Raw genomic sequence first — 15,289 nt, forward strand, 5'->3', positions numbered from 1 at the left:
GGACACCCATGATTCCCTTGACGTTCGCCGAGGTCGCCCGGGCCACATCCGGTGAACTCCGCCCTGCCGCCGGAGCCGGGCCCGAGACCGTCGTGGCCGGTGCGGTCGACACCGATTCCCGCCTCATCGAGCCCGGCGGCATCTTCGTCGCAAAGCCGGGGGAGGACACCGACGGCCACCTGTTCGTCGACGCCGCCCTCGAGCGCGGTGCGGTGCTGGCGATCGTCGAGCACCCCGTCGCCGCAGCGATCAGCCAGATCGTCGTGGCCGATGCCGTCGCCGCGCTGGCGGACCTGGCGCGCGACGTCGTCGCCCGGGTGCGCGCCGGCGGCCGCCTGCAGATCGTCGGGATCACCGGGTCCAACGGCAAGACCACGACCAAGAACATGCTGGCGCGCATCTTGCAGGACGAGGGCTACACGGTCGCGCCGCGCGCCTCGTTCAACAATGAGGTCGGCGCGCCCCTCACGATGCTGCGTGTCACCCACGACACGCGGTTCCTCGTCAGCGAGTTCGGCGCCAGCGGCCCGGGCGAGATCGCCCGGCTCGCCGGATTGGTAGAGCCCGACATCGGCGTCGTGCTCATGGTCGGAATGGCCCACGCCGGCGGTTTCGGCGGGGTGGAAGAGACGCTGCGCGCCAAGTCCGAACTCATCCACGCGGTGCGCCGCGGGGGCGTCGCCGCGCTCAACGCCGACGACGCGCGGGTGGCCACGATGGCGACGATCGCCGCCGACCGCGGACAGAGCGTCCGCTGGTTCGGGCGGACGTCCGCCGCGGACGTGCGCGCCGAAGACGTCGAGGTGGATGCCGACGGCACGTCGTGCACGGTCGTCGTCGACGGCGAGCGACTGCCGCTGCGCCTGCGCGTGCTGGGGGAGCACCACGTGATGAACGCGCTGGCCGCCCTCACCGCCGCCACCGCGCTCGGGGTCAGCGCCCGTGACGCGATCGCACGTCTGGAGACGGTCGAGCTCGCCGAGCGGTGGCGCATGCAGCCGCTGGGCTCGAACCGGGTGCGCATCATCAACGACGCCTACAACGCCAGTCCCGACTCGATGGCCGCCGCGTTGCGGACCCTCGCCCAGATCGTGGGCCCCGAACAGCGCACCGTCGCCGTGCTGGGCGCGATGAGCGAGCTGGGCGAATTCTCGGGAGAGGAGCACGACCGCATCGGCCTGCTGGCGGTGCGCCTGAACATCCGCCGCATCGTGGTGGTGGGTCCCGAGGCCCGACGCCTGTTCATCTCGGTGATCTCGGAGGGCTCGTGGGACGGTGAGGCGGTGTACTTCGCCACCGCCGATGAGGCCTACGACTACCTGCGGGAGGAGCTGCGCGACGGCGACCGGGTGCTGGTGAAATCCTCGAACGCCGCAGGTCTGCGGCATCTGGGTGATCGTCTGGGAGAATCGTTCTCGTGAGATCACTCCTTATCGCCGCGACGATCTCACTGTCGTTCACGCTCTTCCTCACGCCGCTGTTCATCCGGCTGTTCGAGAAGCTGGGCTGGGGGCAGGTCATCCGCACCCCCGAGGACGGCAACAACCCGCAGCACGCCGCCAAGCGCGGCACGCCCACGATGGGTGGGATCATCTTCATCCTGGCGACCGTGCTCGGCTACCTGGTCGGCACGTTCGTCGGTGGGAGCCCGCCCACGGCGTCGGGCCTGCTGGTCCTGTGGATGATGGTGGGTCTCGGGGTCGTCGGGTTCATCGACGACTACCTGAAGGTGCGCAGCCAGCGCAGCCTCGGGCTCTCGGGCTGGCGCAAGGTCATCGGCCAGGTGCTCGTGGCGGTGCCCTTCGGCATCCTCGCCCTCAACTTCCCGAACGTCCGCGACGTGACGCCCGCGTCGGCCCACATCTCGCTGTTCCGCGACATCCCGGTGCTGTCGTTCATGGCGCTGGGCGCGATCGTCGGCTGGATCCTCTATCTCGCGTGGGTGTCCTTCCTCTCGGTCGCCTGGTCCAACGCCACCAACCTCACCGACGGCCTCGACGGCCTGGCCACGGGTGCCGGCATCTTCACGGTGTCGGCCTACAGCCTGGTGTCGTTCTGGCAGTTCCAGCAACGCTGCATCAGCACCGCGCTCGTGCCGGCCTACGCCGATGCCTGCTATCTCACCCGTGACCCGCTGGACCTCACGATCGTCGCGGCTGCCTTCGTCGGCGCCCTCGTCGGATTCCTCTGGTGGAACGCGCCCAAGGCGAAGATCTTCATGGGCGACGTCGGGTCGATGGCCATCGGAGGCGTCATCGTCGCGATGTCGATTCTCACCCGCACCGAGCTGCTCGCGGTGCTCATCGCGGGCGTCTTCGTCATCGCCCCCGGCTCCGTCGTGCTGCAGCGGTACTACTTCAAGGCGACCGGCGGCAAGCGCATCTTCCTCATGAGCCCGTTCCATCACCACCTCGAGCTGCGAGGGTGGCCGGAGATCACCATCGTCGTGCGCATGTGGATCATCGCCGGCATCCTCGCGGTGACCGGTGTCGCGCTCTTCTACGTCGAATGGCTCGCCGCGCAATGAATGAACGTCTGGACGCACTCACGAGCTGGAACGCCGACTGGCGTGGCCTGCGCGTGGCCGTCCTGGGCCTTTCCGTCACAGGCTTCTCGGTGGCCGACACGCTCGCCGAGCTCGGCGCCCGGGTGCTGGTGGTCACCGAGACCGCCGCCGAGGAGTATGCGCGACTGCTGCCGGTGATCGGCGCCGAGCTGTGGACCGGCCCCTTGACGGAGGTGCCCCGCGAGCTCGTGGACTTCGCGCCCGACGTCATCGTCGCCTCACCCGGCTTCCCGCCGCATCACGCCGTGATCCGCTGGGCGCAGGATGCCGGCATCGCCCTCTGGGGTGACATCGAGCTCGCCTGGCGCGTGCGCGACAAGGTGACCCGGCAGGACGGACGCCCTGCGGACTGGGTGCTCATCACGGGAACCAACGGCAAGACGACCACCACCCGGCTGGCGGCGACCATGATGGCCGAGGCCGGTCTGCGCGCAGCGCCCTGCGGCAACATCGGCGTGCCGGTGCTCGACGCCGTGCGCGATCCGGCCGGTTTCGACGTGCTCGTGGTCGAGCTGTCGAGTCACCAGCTCTGGTATCTCGGGCTGCAGTCGACTCCCCAGCCCGTCTCGCCGGCGGCTTCGGTGTGCCTGAACCTCGCCGACGACCACCTGGAGTGGCACGGCTCGTTCCGGGCGTACCGCGATGCGAAGGCGATCGTGTACGCCAACACCCGCATCGCCTGCGTGTACAACAGGGCAGACATCGCCACCCGCGAGATGGTCGAAGAGGCGGAGGTCGTCGAGGGATGCCGCGCCGTCGGCTTCGACCTCGGGGTGCCGGGACCCAGTGACCTCGGTGTCGTCGACGGCATCCTCGTCGACCGGGCGTTCCTGGCGGAGCGGGCCACCACCGCGCTCGAGCTGACCACGGTCGCCGACCTCGCCGCGCACGGGCTCGCGGCTCCCCACGTCGTGGCGAACGTGCTGGCCGCCAGCGCCCTCGCCCGGGCCCTCGACGTGCCGCCGGCAGCGATCGCCGCGGCGCTGGAGCACTTCCGGCTCGACCCGCACCGCATCGAGGTGGTCGCGGTCGAGGGGGGGATCACCTGGGTCGACGACTCGAAGGCGACGAACCCGCACGCCGCCGCATCTTCACTGGCTGCCTACCCCGGCGCCGTCTGGGTCGTCGGCGGACTGCTGAAGGGCGTCGACATCTCGGACCTCGTGGCGGGGAGGGGCGCGAAGAGCAAGGCGGCCATCGTGATCGGCGCCGATCGGACGGCGGTCCTCGAGGCGTTCGGGCGACACGCGCCGACAGTGCCGGTATTCGAGGTCGACGACGCCGACACTGAAGAGGTCATGACGCGGGTCGTCGAACTGGCGGCGGGGATCGCCCGTGACGGGGACGTGGTTCTGCTCGCCCCCGCCGCAGCATCCTTCGACCAGTTCGCGTCCTACGCCGACCGCGGCAACAGCTTCGCCGCGGCGGTGCGCGAACGGATCGAAAGGGGGGCCGATGACGAGCACGACGCACAACCGCACGACACCCCCGACGACCCCGCCTGACGGCGCGTCGCGCGGGCCCGTGGCCGCGCGGATCTCGCTCGGCAAGGTCTTCGCGCCGGTGCCGAGCGAGTTCGTGCTGATCTCGTCAGCGGCTCTCCTGCTGACCTCCTTCGGGCTCGTGATGGTGCTGTCGGCCACGTCGGCCGTCTCCACGGCGGCGGGTCTTGGCCCCTTCGACACGCTCATCAAGCAGTCGGTGTTCGCGGCGATCGGCATTCCGCTGATGTTCGTCATGAGCCGGTTCCCAGTGGCGTTCTGGAAGAAGATCGCCTGGCCTGCCCTCATCGCAGCGACGTTCCTGCAGCTGCTCGTCTTCGTGCCAGGTATCGGCATCGAGAACGACGGCAACCGCAACTGGATCTCCATCGCCGGCCAGCAGGCCCAGCCCTCGGAGTTCCTCAAGCTCACCCTCGCGCTCTGGCTCGGGCTGGTGCTCTTCCGCAAGCGTTCGCTGCTGACCAAATGGCAGCACGTCTTCATCCCGGTGGTGCCCGTCGGCGGCCTCGTCATCGCGACCGTCATGGCCGGCGGCGACCTCGGCACGACCATGATCCTGGTGCTGATCCTGCTGGGCGCGCTGTTCTTCTCGGGTGTGAAGCTGCGGCTGTTCATCATCCCGCTGATCCTCGCCGCCGTCACCGTCGCCGTCCTCGCCATCCGCAGCCCCAACCGCATGGCGCGCATCATGAGCTTCCTCAACCCGAACTGCATCGAGGACTACCTCGATGGCTGCTACCAGGCGATGCACGGGGTGTGGGGGCTCGCCGCCGGCGGTGTCTTCGGGCTGGGCTTGGGCAACTCGCGCGAGAAGTACGCCTGGCTTCCTGCCGCCGCGCACGACTACATCTTCGCCATCGTGGGCGAGGAGCTCGGGCTCATCGGATGCATCGTGGCGCTGGGGCTGTTCGCGCTGTTCGCCGTCGGCGCCTTCCATGTGGTGCGCAAGACCGACGACCCGTTCGTGCGCATCGCTGCCGGCGCCATCACAGTGTGGATCGTCGGTCAGGCCCTCATCAACATGGGCGTGGTGCTGCGTGTGGTGCCCGTGCTGGGCGTGCCCCTGCCCTTCATGTCCCAGGGCGGCACGGCGCTGCTGTCGGTGCTCATGGCCTGCGGTGTCCTGCTGTCGTTCGCCCGCACCCTGCCTGTGAAGAACCTCGGCGTCGCCGCGCGCTGACGCGGGTAGGGTCGTCTGGTGACGACGTACCTTCTCGCCGGCGGCGGAACCGCCGGGCATGTGAACCCCCTGCTGGCCGTCGCTGACGGGCTGCGCGACCGCAGCCCTCACGACACCGTGCTGGTGCTGGGAACCCGGGAAGGGCTCGAAACCCGGCTTGTGCCCGCGCGGGGCTACGAACTGCTGTTCGTCGACAAGGTGCCCTTCCCGCGTCGCCCGAACGGCGCGGCGGTGGCCTTTCCGCCTCGCTTCCTGCGGGCGATCGCCCAGGTGCGCGCGCACATCCGCGCCCACCGGGTGGACGTCGTCGTCGGTTTCGGCGGGTACGCCTCGGCTCCGGCCTACGTCGCGGCGTCGCGCGAGCGGGTCCCCTTCGTCGTGCACGAGGCCAACGCGCGGCCGGGGCTCGCGAACGTGCTCGGCGCGCGCCGAGCGGCAGGGGTCGGCGTCGCCTTCGCAGGCACGCCGATGAAGCGCTCGCGCGTGGTGGGGATGCCGCTGCGGCGCGAGATCGCGGACCTCGACCGCGAGGCGCTGCGCGCCGAAGCTGCCGCCCACTTCGGGCTGGACCCGAACCTGCCCACGCTCCTCGTCTTCGGCGGTTCGCTGGGCGCCCGGCGTCTGAACGAAGCCTTCGCCGGCGCCTGGAAGGACGTGCGGGATGCCGGATGGCAGCTGCTGCAGGCGGCAGGGGAGAAGAACGAGCTGCAGGACCCCGGCGCCCCCGGCTACGCGCTGCTGCCCTACATCGACCGCATGGACCTCGCGTTCGCGATCGCCGATGTCGTCGTCGCGCGCGCGGGTGCGGCGACGGTGAGTGAGATCAGCGCCCTCGGCATCCCGGCCGTCTACGTGCCGTACGCCGTCGGCAACGGCGAACAGGCCCTCAACGCCGCGTCGGCCGTGCGTGCGGGAGCGGCGCGGCTCATCCCCGACGGGGAGTTCACCGCCGGGCGGGTGCGCGACGAGATCGTGCCGCTGCTGCAGGATGACCACGCGCTGCGGGCCATGCGGGAGGCGGCGGCATCCGTCGGCAGCCGCACCGGCACCGAGGACGTCATCGCCATGATCGACGCCGCGCTCGCTCGCTGACGGGCGCGCCGCACAGCTGTCCTTCACGGCACCCGACCTAGACTTGTCGGGCCATGATCCGACCCGACCTGAGCCTTCCCATCCCCGACGACATCACCGCCGCGCACTTCATCGGCATCGGCGGCTCCGGCATGTCCGGACTCGCGGGGATGTTCCTCGACCGCGGCATCCGCGTCTCGGGTTCCGACCGTGCCGACAGCCCGGCGCTTCGGGCCCTGGCGGCGCGCGGCGCCACCGTGCACGTCGGTCACGACGCCGCCAACCTCGGCGACGACGTCGACACGGTCGTGCACACCGGTGCGATCTGGCCTGAGAACCCCGAGTTCGTGCTCGCGAAGCAGCGCGGACTGCACGTCATCCACCGCTCGCAGGCGCTGCACTGGCTGATCGGCTCGCGCCGGCTCGTCTCGGTCGCCGGCGCCCACGGCAAGACGACGTCGACCGGCATGATCGTCACGGCGCTGCAGCGGCTGGATGCCGACCCGACGTTCGTCAACGGCGGTGTGATCGCCGATCTCGGCGTCTCGAGCGGCACGGGTGCCGACGAGCTGTTCGTGATCGAGGCCGACGAGTCTGACGGCACGTTCCTGCTCTACGACACGTCGGTCGCCCTCATCACCAACGTCGACCCCGACCACCTCGACCACTGGGCGACCCGCGACGCGTTCTACGAAGGGTTCGCCCGCTTCGGCGACGAGGCGCGCGAGGCGGTCGTGATCTCGTCCGACGACCCTGGCGCGCAGCGCGTGCGGGCCAGGCTGGCGCACCCGAACGTCATCACGTTCGGTGAGCACCCGCAGGCGGATGTCCGGGTCACCGGCATCGTCGCCGAAGGGCCCGTCGCCTTCACGATCACCCACGACGGCGTCTCGGTCGAGGGGCGACTGACGGTCCCCGGCGCCCACAACGCGATCAACGCCGCGGGTGCCGTGGCGGTGCTGCTCACCCTCGGCTACGGGCTCGAGCAGTCGCTGCGCGCGGTCGAGGTCTTCGGCGGAACGCAGCGCCGGTTCGAGCTGCACGGAGCAGAGCGCGGCGTGAGCGTCTACGACGACTACGCCCACCACCCCACCGAGGTCGCCGCCGCCCTCGCCGGCGCGCGCACGGTCGTCGGCGACGGTCGGATCATCGCCCTCCACCAGCCGCACACGTACTCCCGCACGCAGGAGATGTACCGGGAGTTCGCGGAGGTGCTCGAGTCCCACGCCGACCAGACGGTCGTGCTCGACGTCTACGGCGCACGGGAGGACCCGGTCCCCGGGGTCACCGGCGAGCTCGTCAGCGGCGCCTTCAGCGACCCGTCGCGCGTGCATTTCGTCGCGGACTGGCAGCAGGCGGCGGACTACGCCGCGTCGATCGCGCGAGAGGGCGACTTCATCGTCACGCTCGGCTGCGGCAACGTGAACCTCATCATCCCGCAGGTGCTCGACTCGCTCGCGGCGACGCCGTCCCCGGCGGCGGAGTAGCCCGGATGCGCCGGCCGAGCCCCATCCCGCCGCCGTCGGAGGCGCGCCCCGAAGAAGGCGGGACGGATGCCGCGACGCGCGCCGTCGACCCGCCCCGCACCGTGGGGCCGCCGCGACGGCCGCAGCCCGCCGAGGCGAGCTCCGAGGTTCCCGAGGCCGTCGATCGCGGCTCCGCCGGTGACGCCCCGCCCGACGAGGCCGAGACGATGCCGCTCGCGCCGGTGATCCCGTTCCACCTTCGCGAAGACCCGCCGAACGCGGTCACGTCGGCGGACGCCGGCCCGCTGACTCGACCTGCGCCCCCTGCCGTGGATGCCGCGAGCGGCGCTGAGTCCGCCCGCCCGCCGGCCGAGCCTGCAGGCGACGAGGTGCGGTGGGGCGATGTGATGCGCGCCGCCCGCGCCCGCAGGAGGGCGCTGCGCGCAGAGGTGCGCCGCTTCACGGCACGCCAGCGTCGCCGGCAGATGGCGTGGATCGGTGTCGCCGCGGCCGTGCTGCTGCTCGTGCTGGGCACACTCGGTGCCGCGTACAGCCCGCTGTTCGCCGTGCAGACGATCACCGTCGAAGGCGCCGATCGACTCGATGCCGGCGCCGTCGAGGAGGCGCTGTCCGGCCAGGTCGGAACGCCGATGCCGCTCGTGGACGACAGTGAGGTCAAGGCCGTGCTGGTGGGCTTCCCCCTCGTCGAGACCTACTCGCTGGAAGCGCGTCCGCCGCACGAGCTCGTCGTGCGCATCGTGGAGCGCACCCCGATCGGCGTGCTGTCGTCGCCGGCGGGGTACACCCTCGTCGACGCGGCGGGCGTGGGACTGTCGACGACGAGCACGCCGCCGGTGGGGGAGCCGCTGCTCGAGGTCGCCGGTGGTGCGCAATCGGACGCCTTCGAGGCCGTGGGTCATGTCGTGCGGTCGCTGCCCGCCGGCATCCGCATGCAGGTGACGCAGGTCGCGGCCTCGACGCCGAACGACGTCACGCTCACCCTCGGGGCGACCGGCACCGAGATCGTGTGGGGAGGCGCCGACCAGTCGGCCATGAAGGCGCTTGCGCTCGAGACCATCATGCGGTCGCGGCCGCCCGAGACGGTGGCCGCCTACGACGTGTCCTCGCCCGACGCCATCGTGCTGCGCTGACCCGCCACGACCGGTTCTGAATTCGCATCCGGCGACACGCCCACGACGCTGCACGGCGCGGCCCGTCCGCACCCTAGCTTCGGAGTCAGCGGGAATTGCATACCCAGCATTTCTTTAAACCTCTACATGAGGTTGAAGGTTTAGGGTTCGGGACGATACGGAGGCCGGCGCATGAGCCAGAACCAGAACTACCTCGCGGTTATCAAGGTCGTGGGTGTGGGAGGCGGCGGCGTGAACGCCGTCAACCGCATGATCGATCTCGGCCTGCGGGGCGTGGAGTTCATTGCGGTGAACACCGACGCTCAGGCGCTGCTGATGAGCGACGCCGACGTCAAGCTGGATGTCGGGCGCGAGCTCACCCGAGGACTCGGCGCAGGTGCCGATCCCGAGGTCGGCCGTCGCGCCGCTGAGGACCACGCGGAGGAGATCGAAGAGGCGCTCACCGGCGCCGACATGGTCTTCGTGACCGCGGGCGAGGGTGGCGGCACGGGCACGGGCGGCGCTCCGGTCGTGGCGCGCATCGCGAAGTCGATCGGCGCGCTGACCATCGGTGTCGTGACCAAGCCGTTCTCCTTCGAGGGCCGCCGTCGCCAGAGCCAGGCAGAGCTGGGCGTGTCGAAGCTGAAGGAAGAGGTCGACACCCTCATCGTGGTGCCGAACGACCGTCTGCTGGAGATCAGCGACCGCGGCATTTCGATGATCGAGGCCTTCGCCACCGCCGACCAGGTGCTGCTCGCCGGTGTGCAGGGCATCACCGACCTCATCACGACGCCGGGCCTCATCAACCTCGACTTCGCCGACGTCAAGTCGGTCATGCAGGGGGCGGGATCCGCCCTCATGGGCATCGGCTCCGCACGCGGCGCCGACCGTGCCATCAAGGCCGCCGAGCTCGCGGTCGAGTCCCCGCTGCTGGAGGCGTCGATCGAAGGCGCCCACGGCGTGCTGCTGTCGATCCAGGGCGGCTCGAACCTCGGCATCTTCGAGATCAACGACGCCGCTCAGCTCGTCAAGGAAGCGGCCCACCCCGAGGCGAACATCATCTTCGGAACGGTGATCGACGACACCCTCGGCGACGAGGTGCGCGTGACGGTCATCGCGGCCGGCTTCGACGGCGGCGAACCCGCTCTGCGGCTGGACCCGGTGACCCAGCGGGCCACGTCCGCTCCCGTGCTGCCGACGGTTCCGGCCGCGGAAGCCGCCCGCGAGGTGCCTGCTCAGGCCGAGACCCCGCGGGAGCGGGAGCGCGAGCGCGAGCATGTGACCGTCAGTGCGCCGGCTTCGACCGACTCTTACGAGTCGGCATTCGGGGACGACGACCTGGACATCCCCGACTTCCTGAAGTAACCGTGGATCTCAAGGCGCGGCTCGCCGACGTCGACGCGCGCATCGTGGATGCCGCTCGGTCGGCGGGCCGTGACCCGGGCGAGATCACACGCGTCGTGGTGACGAAGTTCCACCCCGCGTCGCTCATCCGGGAGTTGTACGACCTGGGCGTGCGCGACGTCGGGGAGAACCGCCAGCAGGAGCTGACCGCGAAGCGGGCGGAGCTTGCCGATCTCGCCGACCTGCGCTGGCATTTCGTCGGCCAGGCGCAGACCAACAAGGCCCGGGCCATCCGCGAGGCGGCCGCCGTCGTGCATTCGGTCGACCGCGCGCGGCTGGCAGATGCTCTCGAAGCGGCGGGGCAGTCCGTCGCAGGCATCCTCGACGTGCTGCTGCAGGTCAATCTCACCGACGACGCGGGGCGGGGCGGCACATCGCCGGACGACGTCGCCGGTCTCGCGGAGCACATCGTCGGCACGTGCCCGACGTTGCGGGTGCGCGGGGTCATGGGCGTCGCGCCGCTGGATGAACCGGCGGCGGATGCCTTCGCCCGCCTCGCTGCGGCACGCGATCAGGTGCGCGCGGTCGTGCCCGACGCGGGGTGGATGTCAGCCGGAATGACCGGCGATTTTTCCGAGGCGATTGCCGCGGGTGCGACACACCTGCGGATCGGCTCGGCAATCACGGGCCCGAGGCCCGTGCACGGATAGCCTCGGAACACACGAGCGAACCACGGAGGATTGCGATGTCGAACCCCCTCAAGAAGACCATGGTGTACCTGGGTCTGGCCGACGAGGAAGAGGTCTACGAGGAGCCCGCAGCGCAGCAGCAGCCGCGCCGCGAGAAGCCGATCGAGAAGGCTCCCGCCCCGGTGACCCCGATCCACCGTCCTGCCGTGGTGCGCCAGCCCGCGCCGAGCGCGATCAGCGAGATCCTCACGGTGCACCCCAAGCAGTACCGCGACGCCCAGATCATCGCCGAGAACTTCCGCGACGGCATCCCCGTGATCATCAACCTCTCGCAGATGAGTGACGCCGACGCGCGTCGCCTGATCGACTTCGCCAGCGGGCTCTCGCTCGGCCTGTTCGGTCGCATCGAGCGCGTGACCAGCAAGGTGTTCCTGCTGTCGCCCGAGAACGTCGCGGTGTCGGGTGACGGTGCTGTGGTGCAGGCCGACCCCGAGGCGCCGGCCTTCGCGCAGTAGACCGCCGTGGACGTGCTCAAGCTCGTCGCCTCGATCGTCAACTCGCTCCTGCTCGTCTATGTTCTGCTGCTGCTCGTGCGGCTGATCCTCGAGTACATCCCGATGTTCAATCGATCGTGGCGCCCCCGCGGCGCAGGCCTGGTCGCGGCGGAGATCGTCTACACGGTCACCGATCCGCCGATCAAGCTGCTCCGCAGGTTCATCCCCCCGCTCCGACTGGGGCCGGTGGCCGTCGATCTCGCATTCCCGCTGACGATGCTCGTCTGCTTCGTGCTGCTGTCGATCACGCGCTCGATCGCCGGACCCTGACCCCCATCCCGCCTCGCGGCCCGTGACCGCTCGCACTATGCTGGTTTGATCGGCCCGCAGGTAGCGGGCTGCTCCCGATCGGCCCGCGACGTGAGCTCCGAAAGAGGACCAGACAATGGCTTTGACCCCCGATGACGTCGTCACCAAGCAGTTCCAGCACGTGCGCTTCAAGGAAGGATTCGACCCGGACGAGGTCGACGACTTCCTCGACGAGATCGTCGTCGAATGGCGCAAGACGATCGCGGAGAACGAAGAGCTGAAGGCCAAGCTCGCCGCCTACGAGTCCGGTGAGACGCCGGCGGCCGCGTCCGCCGCTGCGGCCCCCGCCGAGGTCGAAGAGGTCGAAGCCGTCGAGGTGGTCGCCGAGACCCCCGCCGCCGAGTCCGCGCCGGCCGCTCCCGTCGCCGCCAGCGCCGGCATCATCGAGCTCGCGCAGCGTCTGCACGACGAGCACGTGGCCGAGGGCCAGGCTCAGCGCGACAAGCTCATCTCCGAGGCGCAGGCACAGGCGGCGTCGATCGTCGCCGAGGCCGAGGCCCGCGGCCGCGACGAGATCGCCCGGCTCGAAAAGGAGCGCGGCGTGCTCGAGACGCGTATCGCCGAACTGCGCCAGTTCGAGCGCGACTATCGCTCGCAGCTGCGCAGCTACATCGAGGGCAAGCTCCGCGACCTCGACACCACGGGCACGACGTCCGGCTCCGCGCCGGTCTCGGCCGTCGGCCACTAGGCCTGGTCCTTGACCGAACGGACGCCTCTGCGTACGGCGGCGGCCGGCACCATCATCGCGACTCTCGCGGCGCTGGTGCTGGCCGCCGACCAGTTCACCAAGCATCTCGCGATCGAGAACCTCCCTTATGAGGAGACGGTTCCCGTCCTGGGTGACTTCTTCCAGCTCTACCTCACGCGCAACCCCGGTGCGGCATTCTCCCTGGGTGAGGGCGTGACCTGGATCTTCACGCTGGTCCTTCTCGCCGCTGCCGTGACGATCGTCGTCCTCGCCGCGCGCGTCGTGCACTCCCGCCTCTGGGCAGTGGTGCTGGGACTGCTCCTCGGCGGCATTCTGGGCAACCTCACCGACCGCCTGCTGCGCGAGCCGGGGTTTCTGGTCGGCCACGTGATCGACTTCATCCACACCCCGTGGATGTGGCTCGGGTTCCCTTCCGCGATCTACAACATCGCCGACATCTTCATCGTCACGATGATGATCAGCGTCGCCGTGCTGGTGCTCGTCGGCCTGCGGTTCGACGGCACACGCGAACACCACCGGCACCATGCGCCTGCGTCCGACGGCGACGCCGCCTCGGCTTCCGACGAGGCCGCGAAGGCCTGACATGGAAAGTCGCAGCGTTCCCGTTCCCGACGGGCTCGACGGCGTGCGGGTGGATGCCGCCCTCGCCAAGCTCCTGGGCTTCTCTCGTACCTTCGCCGCCGAGGTGGCCGAAGCAGGCGGTGTCGTCCTCGACGGACGCACGCTGGGCAAGTCTGACAAGCTCCGCGCCGGCGGCTGGCTCGAGGTGACGTGGGCTGAGAAGGAGCCGCCGCGGGTCGTGCCCGTCGCCGTTGCGGACCTCGGCATCGTCTACGACGACGATGACATCATCGTCGTCGACAAGCCTGTCGGCGTCGCCGCCCACCCCTCCGTCGGTTGGGAGGGCCCGACCGTGCTGGGGGCGCTGGCCGCAGCCGGATTCCGCGTCGCGACCAGCGGCGCCGCCGAGCGCCAGGGCGTGGTGCACCGGCTCGATGTCGGCACCAGCGGGCTCATGGTCGTGGCGAAGACCGAGAGCGCCTACACCGCGCTCAAGCGCGCGTTCAAGGAGCGCACGGTCGAGAAGATCTACCACGCCGTCGTGCAGGGGCACCCCGACCCGCTCGCGGGCACGATCGACGCGCCCATCGGGCGGCACCCCTCGCATTCGTGGAAGTTCGCCGTCACCCCCGAGGGCAAGGACTCCGTCACGCACTACGAGACGATCGAGGCCTTCCCCGGTGCGTCACTGCTGGAGATACACCTCGAAACGGGACGCACCCACCAGATCCGCGTGCACATGGCCGCCCACCGGCATCCGTGCGTCGGGGATCCGCTCTACGGCGCCGATCCCACGATGGCGGCGCGACTGGGCCTCACGCGGCAGTGGCTGCACGCTCGCGAGCTCTCGTTCGCCCACCCGGCGACGACCGACTGGGTCACCTTCACCTCTCGGTATCCCGCCGATCTGCAGCACGCCCTCGACGTGCTGCGCGGTGACTGACCGCCGGCACGGCACCCCGCCCGGTATCCCCGCCCCAGGAGGAATCACCGGAACAGGACGATCCAGCCGGATTCCTCCTGTTGCGGGCATTCCTCCTGTTTCCGGGAGACGCCATGATGGCGTCATGGTCATCGACGTGCGCCCCGCCACCGTGTTCGCAGACGTCGCGGCGATCGTCGGACCCAAGAATCCGGCATCCAACGTGTGCTTCTGCTTGAGCTACCGCATCGGATCGCGCGAGAACAATGCCCTGCGAGGATCCGCGCGCGCCGAGCGGGTGCGGGAGCTGTGCGCGGAGGAGCCACCGCCGGGCGTCGTCGCCTACGACGGCGCCGAACCGGTCGGCTGGGCGGCGGTGTACCCGCGGGCGGGAACCTCGTTCGCCCGCAACCGCAAGATCCCGCACGTCGACGACCTCGACGTCTGGTCGCTGTGGTGCGTGCGGGTGCGGCCGGGGCACCGCAAGCAGGGGATCGCCCACGCGCTCGTCGACGGTGCCGTGGCGTACGCCAGGGAGCGGGGCGCCCCGGCGATCGAGGGCTACCCGGTCGACAACCGGGGCGAGAAGGTCGACCTCACGATGGCGTACGTCGGCACGCGGGCGCTGTTCGAGCGCGCCGGATTCGTCAAAGCCGCCGACACCGACTCCGTGCTCGCCGGATTTCCCCGCGTGCTGATGCGGCTGGACCTCTAGCGCCCGCCGCGGAAGGTCGCCGGGTCGTCCTCGGCCATCGACAGCGCGATCTTGCGCACGTTCTCGGGCGCGACGTCGGTCATCTCGCCGAGGCCGTAGAACCCGACCTCGGTCAGCTCGCCGTCGGCGGGGTGCGGGTCACCCGACACCCACTCGCATCGGAACACCAGGTCGAGGTAGTCCACCTGATCGCCGTTGGCGTAGGTGATGCGAGGCATCTGCTGTACGAGGGCGAGTCGCGTGGCCTTCACCACGACGCCGGCCTCCTCGAGGCACTCGCGCACGGCGGCATCCGCCGGCTCCTCGCCGGGGTCGACGATGCCCGAGACCGACTGCCATGAGCCGTTGTCGGCGCGCTTTCCCAGCAGCACCTTCTCGTCGCGGAACACCACCGCGGTGACGCCGACGAGGGGGAGCGGGGCGTGCCCGATGCTCTCGCGCAGCGACAGGACGAAATCGGGAGTGGCCATGCTCCCAGCCTAGGCGGCGCGCCCTCAGCCCGACCGCCGATGTCGGGGCTCCTCGTAGACTGGAACCCGTGGCATCCGACTCCTTCGCTCATCTTCACGTC

At 70.2% G+C, this 15,289-nt stretch carries 16 protein-coding genes; 15 read left to right on the forward strand and 1 reads right to left on the reverse strand.

Annotated elements, in window-relative coordinates:
* Nucleotides 1-8 precede the first annotated feature (8 nt).
* The 15 genes from QNO21_RS04810 (at nt 9) to QNO21_RS04880 (ending at nt 14,718) form a co-directional block, all read left to right on the forward strand.
* The gene (locus QNO21_RS04810) at nt 9-1,421 is read left to right on the forward strand and encodes a UDP-N-acetylmuramoyl-tripeptide--D-alanyl-D-alanine ligase (RefSeq protein WP_257518728.1); all 1,413 of its coding nucleotides are present in this window, start codon (nt 9-11) and stop codon (nt 1,419-1,421) included.
* Nucleotides 1,418-2,527: a phospho-N-acetylmuramoyl-pentapeptide-transferase gene (gene mraY, locus QNO21_RS04815; protein ID WP_257518729.1), complete on the forward strand. Its 1,110-nt coding sequence runs from the start codon at nt 1,418-1,420 to the stop codon at nt 2,525-2,527. Before QNO21_RS04810 ends, mraY begins: the two co-directional genes overlap by 4 nt.
* Nucleotides 2,524-4,071 (forward strand): UDP-N-acetylmuramoyl-L-alanine--D-glutamate ligase, encoded by a 1,548-nt coding sequence (murD, locus tag QNO21_RS04820; RefSeq protein ID WP_257518730.1) that lies wholly within the window; start codon nt 2,524-2,526, stop codon nt 4,069-4,071. The genes mraY and murD overlap by 4 nt, the downstream gene beginning before the upstream one ends.
* A complete protein-coding gene (gene ftsW, locus QNO21_RS04825) occupies nt 4,022-5,248 on the forward strand; it encodes a putative lipid II flippase FtsW (protein WP_257517306.1) in 1,227 nt (408 codons plus the stop codon). Before murD ends, ftsW begins: the two co-directional genes overlap by 50 nt.
* 18 nt (nt 5,249-5,266) lie before the next feature.
* Complete coding sequence (gene murG / locus QNO21_RS04830; protein WP_257518731.1) at nt 5,267-6,340, forward strand: undecaprenyldiphospho-muramoylpentapeptide beta-N-acetylglucosaminyltransferase; 1,074 nt, start codon at nt 5,267-5,269, stop codon at nt 6,338-6,340.
* Nucleotides 6,341-6,393: 53 nt separating this feature from the next.
* The gene (gene murC, locus QNO21_RS04835; protein ID WP_257518732.1) at nt 6,394-7,806 is read left to right on the forward strand and encodes a UDP-N-acetylmuramate--L-alanine ligase; all 1,413 of its coding nucleotides are present in this window, start codon (nt 6,394-6,396) and stop codon (nt 7,804-7,806) included.
* Nucleotides 7,807-7,811: 5 nt separating this feature from the next.
* Nucleotides 7,812-8,936 (forward strand): FtsQ-type POTRA domain-containing protein, encoded by a 1,125-nt coding sequence (locus QNO21_RS04840; protein ID WP_257518733.1) that lies wholly within the window; start codon nt 7,812-7,814, stop codon nt 8,934-8,936.
* Between the two features lie 171 nt (nt 8,937-9,107).
* Entirely contained in the window at nt 9,108-10,280 is a 1,173-nt protein-coding gene (gene ftsZ / locus QNO21_RS04845; protein ID WP_257518734.1) for a cell division protein FtsZ, read from the forward strand.
* Nucleotides 10,281-10,282: 2 nt separating this feature from the next.
* Nucleotides 10,283-10,969, forward strand: a complete 687-nt coding sequence (locus QNO21_RS04850) for a YggS family pyridoxal phosphate-dependent enzyme (protein WP_257518735.1) — start codon at nt 10,283-10,285, stop codon at nt 10,967-10,969.
* Nucleotides 10,970-11,004: 35 nt separating this feature from the next.
* Entirely contained in the window at nt 11,005-11,463 is a 459-nt protein-coding gene (locus QNO21_RS04855) for a cell division protein SepF (protein ID WP_257517548.1), read from the forward strand.
* 6 nt (nt 11,464-11,469) lie between these two features.
* Nucleotides 11,470-11,772, forward strand: coding sequence for a YggT family protein (locus tag QNO21_RS04860; protein ID WP_257517455.1), 303 nt, complete (start codon nt 11,470-11,472; stop codon nt 11,770-11,772).
* A gap of 115 nt (nt 11,773-11,887) precedes the next feature.
* Nucleotides 11,888-12,499 (forward strand): DivIVA domain-containing protein, encoded by a 612-nt coding sequence (locus tag QNO21_RS04865; RefSeq protein ID WP_257517454.1) that lies wholly within the window; start codon nt 11,888-11,890, stop codon nt 12,497-12,499.
* A gap of 9 nt (nt 12,500-12,508) precedes the next feature.
* Nucleotides 12,509-13,102 (forward strand): signal peptidase II, encoded by a 594-nt coding sequence (gene lspA / locus QNO21_RS04870; protein ID WP_257518736.1) that lies wholly within the window; start codon nt 12,509-12,511, stop codon nt 13,100-13,102.
* A 1-nt stretch (nt 13,103) separates the two neighbouring features.
* The gene (locus QNO21_RS04875) at nt 13,104-14,024 is read left to right on the forward strand and encodes an RluA family pseudouridine synthase (protein ID WP_257518738.1); all 921 of its coding nucleotides are present in this window, start codon (nt 13,104-13,106) and stop codon (nt 14,022-14,024) included.
* A 124-nt stretch (nt 14,025-14,148) separates the two neighbouring features.
* On the forward strand, nt 14,149-14,718 hold the full coding sequence (locus QNO21_RS04880) for a GNAT family N-acetyltransferase (protein ID WP_257518739.1): 570 nt from the start codon (nt 14,149-14,151) through the stop codon (nt 14,716-14,718).
* Here QNO21_RS04880 and QNO21_RS04885 read toward each other — a convergent pair.
* Complete coding sequence (locus QNO21_RS04885) at nt 14,715-15,188, reverse strand: NUDIX hydrolase (RefSeq protein WP_257516097.1); 474 nt, start codon at nt 15,186-15,188, stop codon at nt 14,715-14,717. The genes QNO21_RS04880 and QNO21_RS04885 overlap by 4 nt on opposite strands.
* Between the last annotated feature and the right edge of the window lie 101 nt (nt 15,189-15,289).

Source organism: Microbacterium sp. zg-Y818 (genome assembly GCF_030246905.1).
GTDB lineage: Bacteria > Actinomycetota > Actinomycetes > Actinomycetales > Microbacteriaceae > Microbacterium.

Coding starts and splice junctions, on each gene's coding strand:
- murC (WP_257518732.1), top strand. CDS start 6,394: ATGATCCGACCCGACCTGAGCCTTCCCATCCCCGACGACATCACCGCC.
- ftsW (WP_257517306.1), top strand. CDS start 4,022: ATGACGAGCACGACGCACAACCGCACGACACCCCCGACGACCCCGCCT.
- murD (WP_257518730.1), top strand. CDS start 2,524: ATGAATGAACGTCTGGACGCACTCACGAGCTGGAACGCCGACTGGCGT.
- QNO21_RS04880 (WP_257518739.1), top strand. CDS start 14,149: ATGGTCATCGACGTGCGCCCCGCCACCGTGTTCGCAGACGTCGCGGCG.
- QNO21_RS04865 (WP_257517454.1), top strand. CDS start 11,888: ATGGCTTTGACCCCCGATGACGTCGTCACCAAGCAGTTCCAGCACGTG.
- ftsZ (WP_257518734.1), top strand. CDS start 9,108: ATGAGCCAGAACCAGAACTACCTCGCGGTTATCAAGGTCGTGGGTGTG.
- QNO21_RS04840 (WP_257518733.1), top strand. CDS start 7,812: ATGCGCCGGCCGAGCCCCATCCCGCCGCCGTCGGAGGCGCGCCCCGAA.
- QNO21_RS04875 (WP_257518738.1), top strand. CDS start 13,104: ATGGAAAGTCGCAGCGTTCCCGTTCCCGACGGGCTCGACGGCGTGCGG.
- QNO21_RS04855 (WP_257517548.1), top strand. CDS start 11,005: ATGTCGAACCCCCTCAAGAAGACCATGGTGTACCTGGGTCTGGCCGAC.
- QNO21_RS04885 (WP_257516097.1), bottom strand. CDS start 15,188: ATGGCCACTCCCGATTTCGTCCTGTCGCTGCGCGAGAGCATCGGGCAC.
- QNO21_RS04810 (WP_257518728.1), top strand. CDS start 9: ATGATTCCCTTGACGTTCGCCGAGGTCGCCCGGGCCACATCCGGTGAA.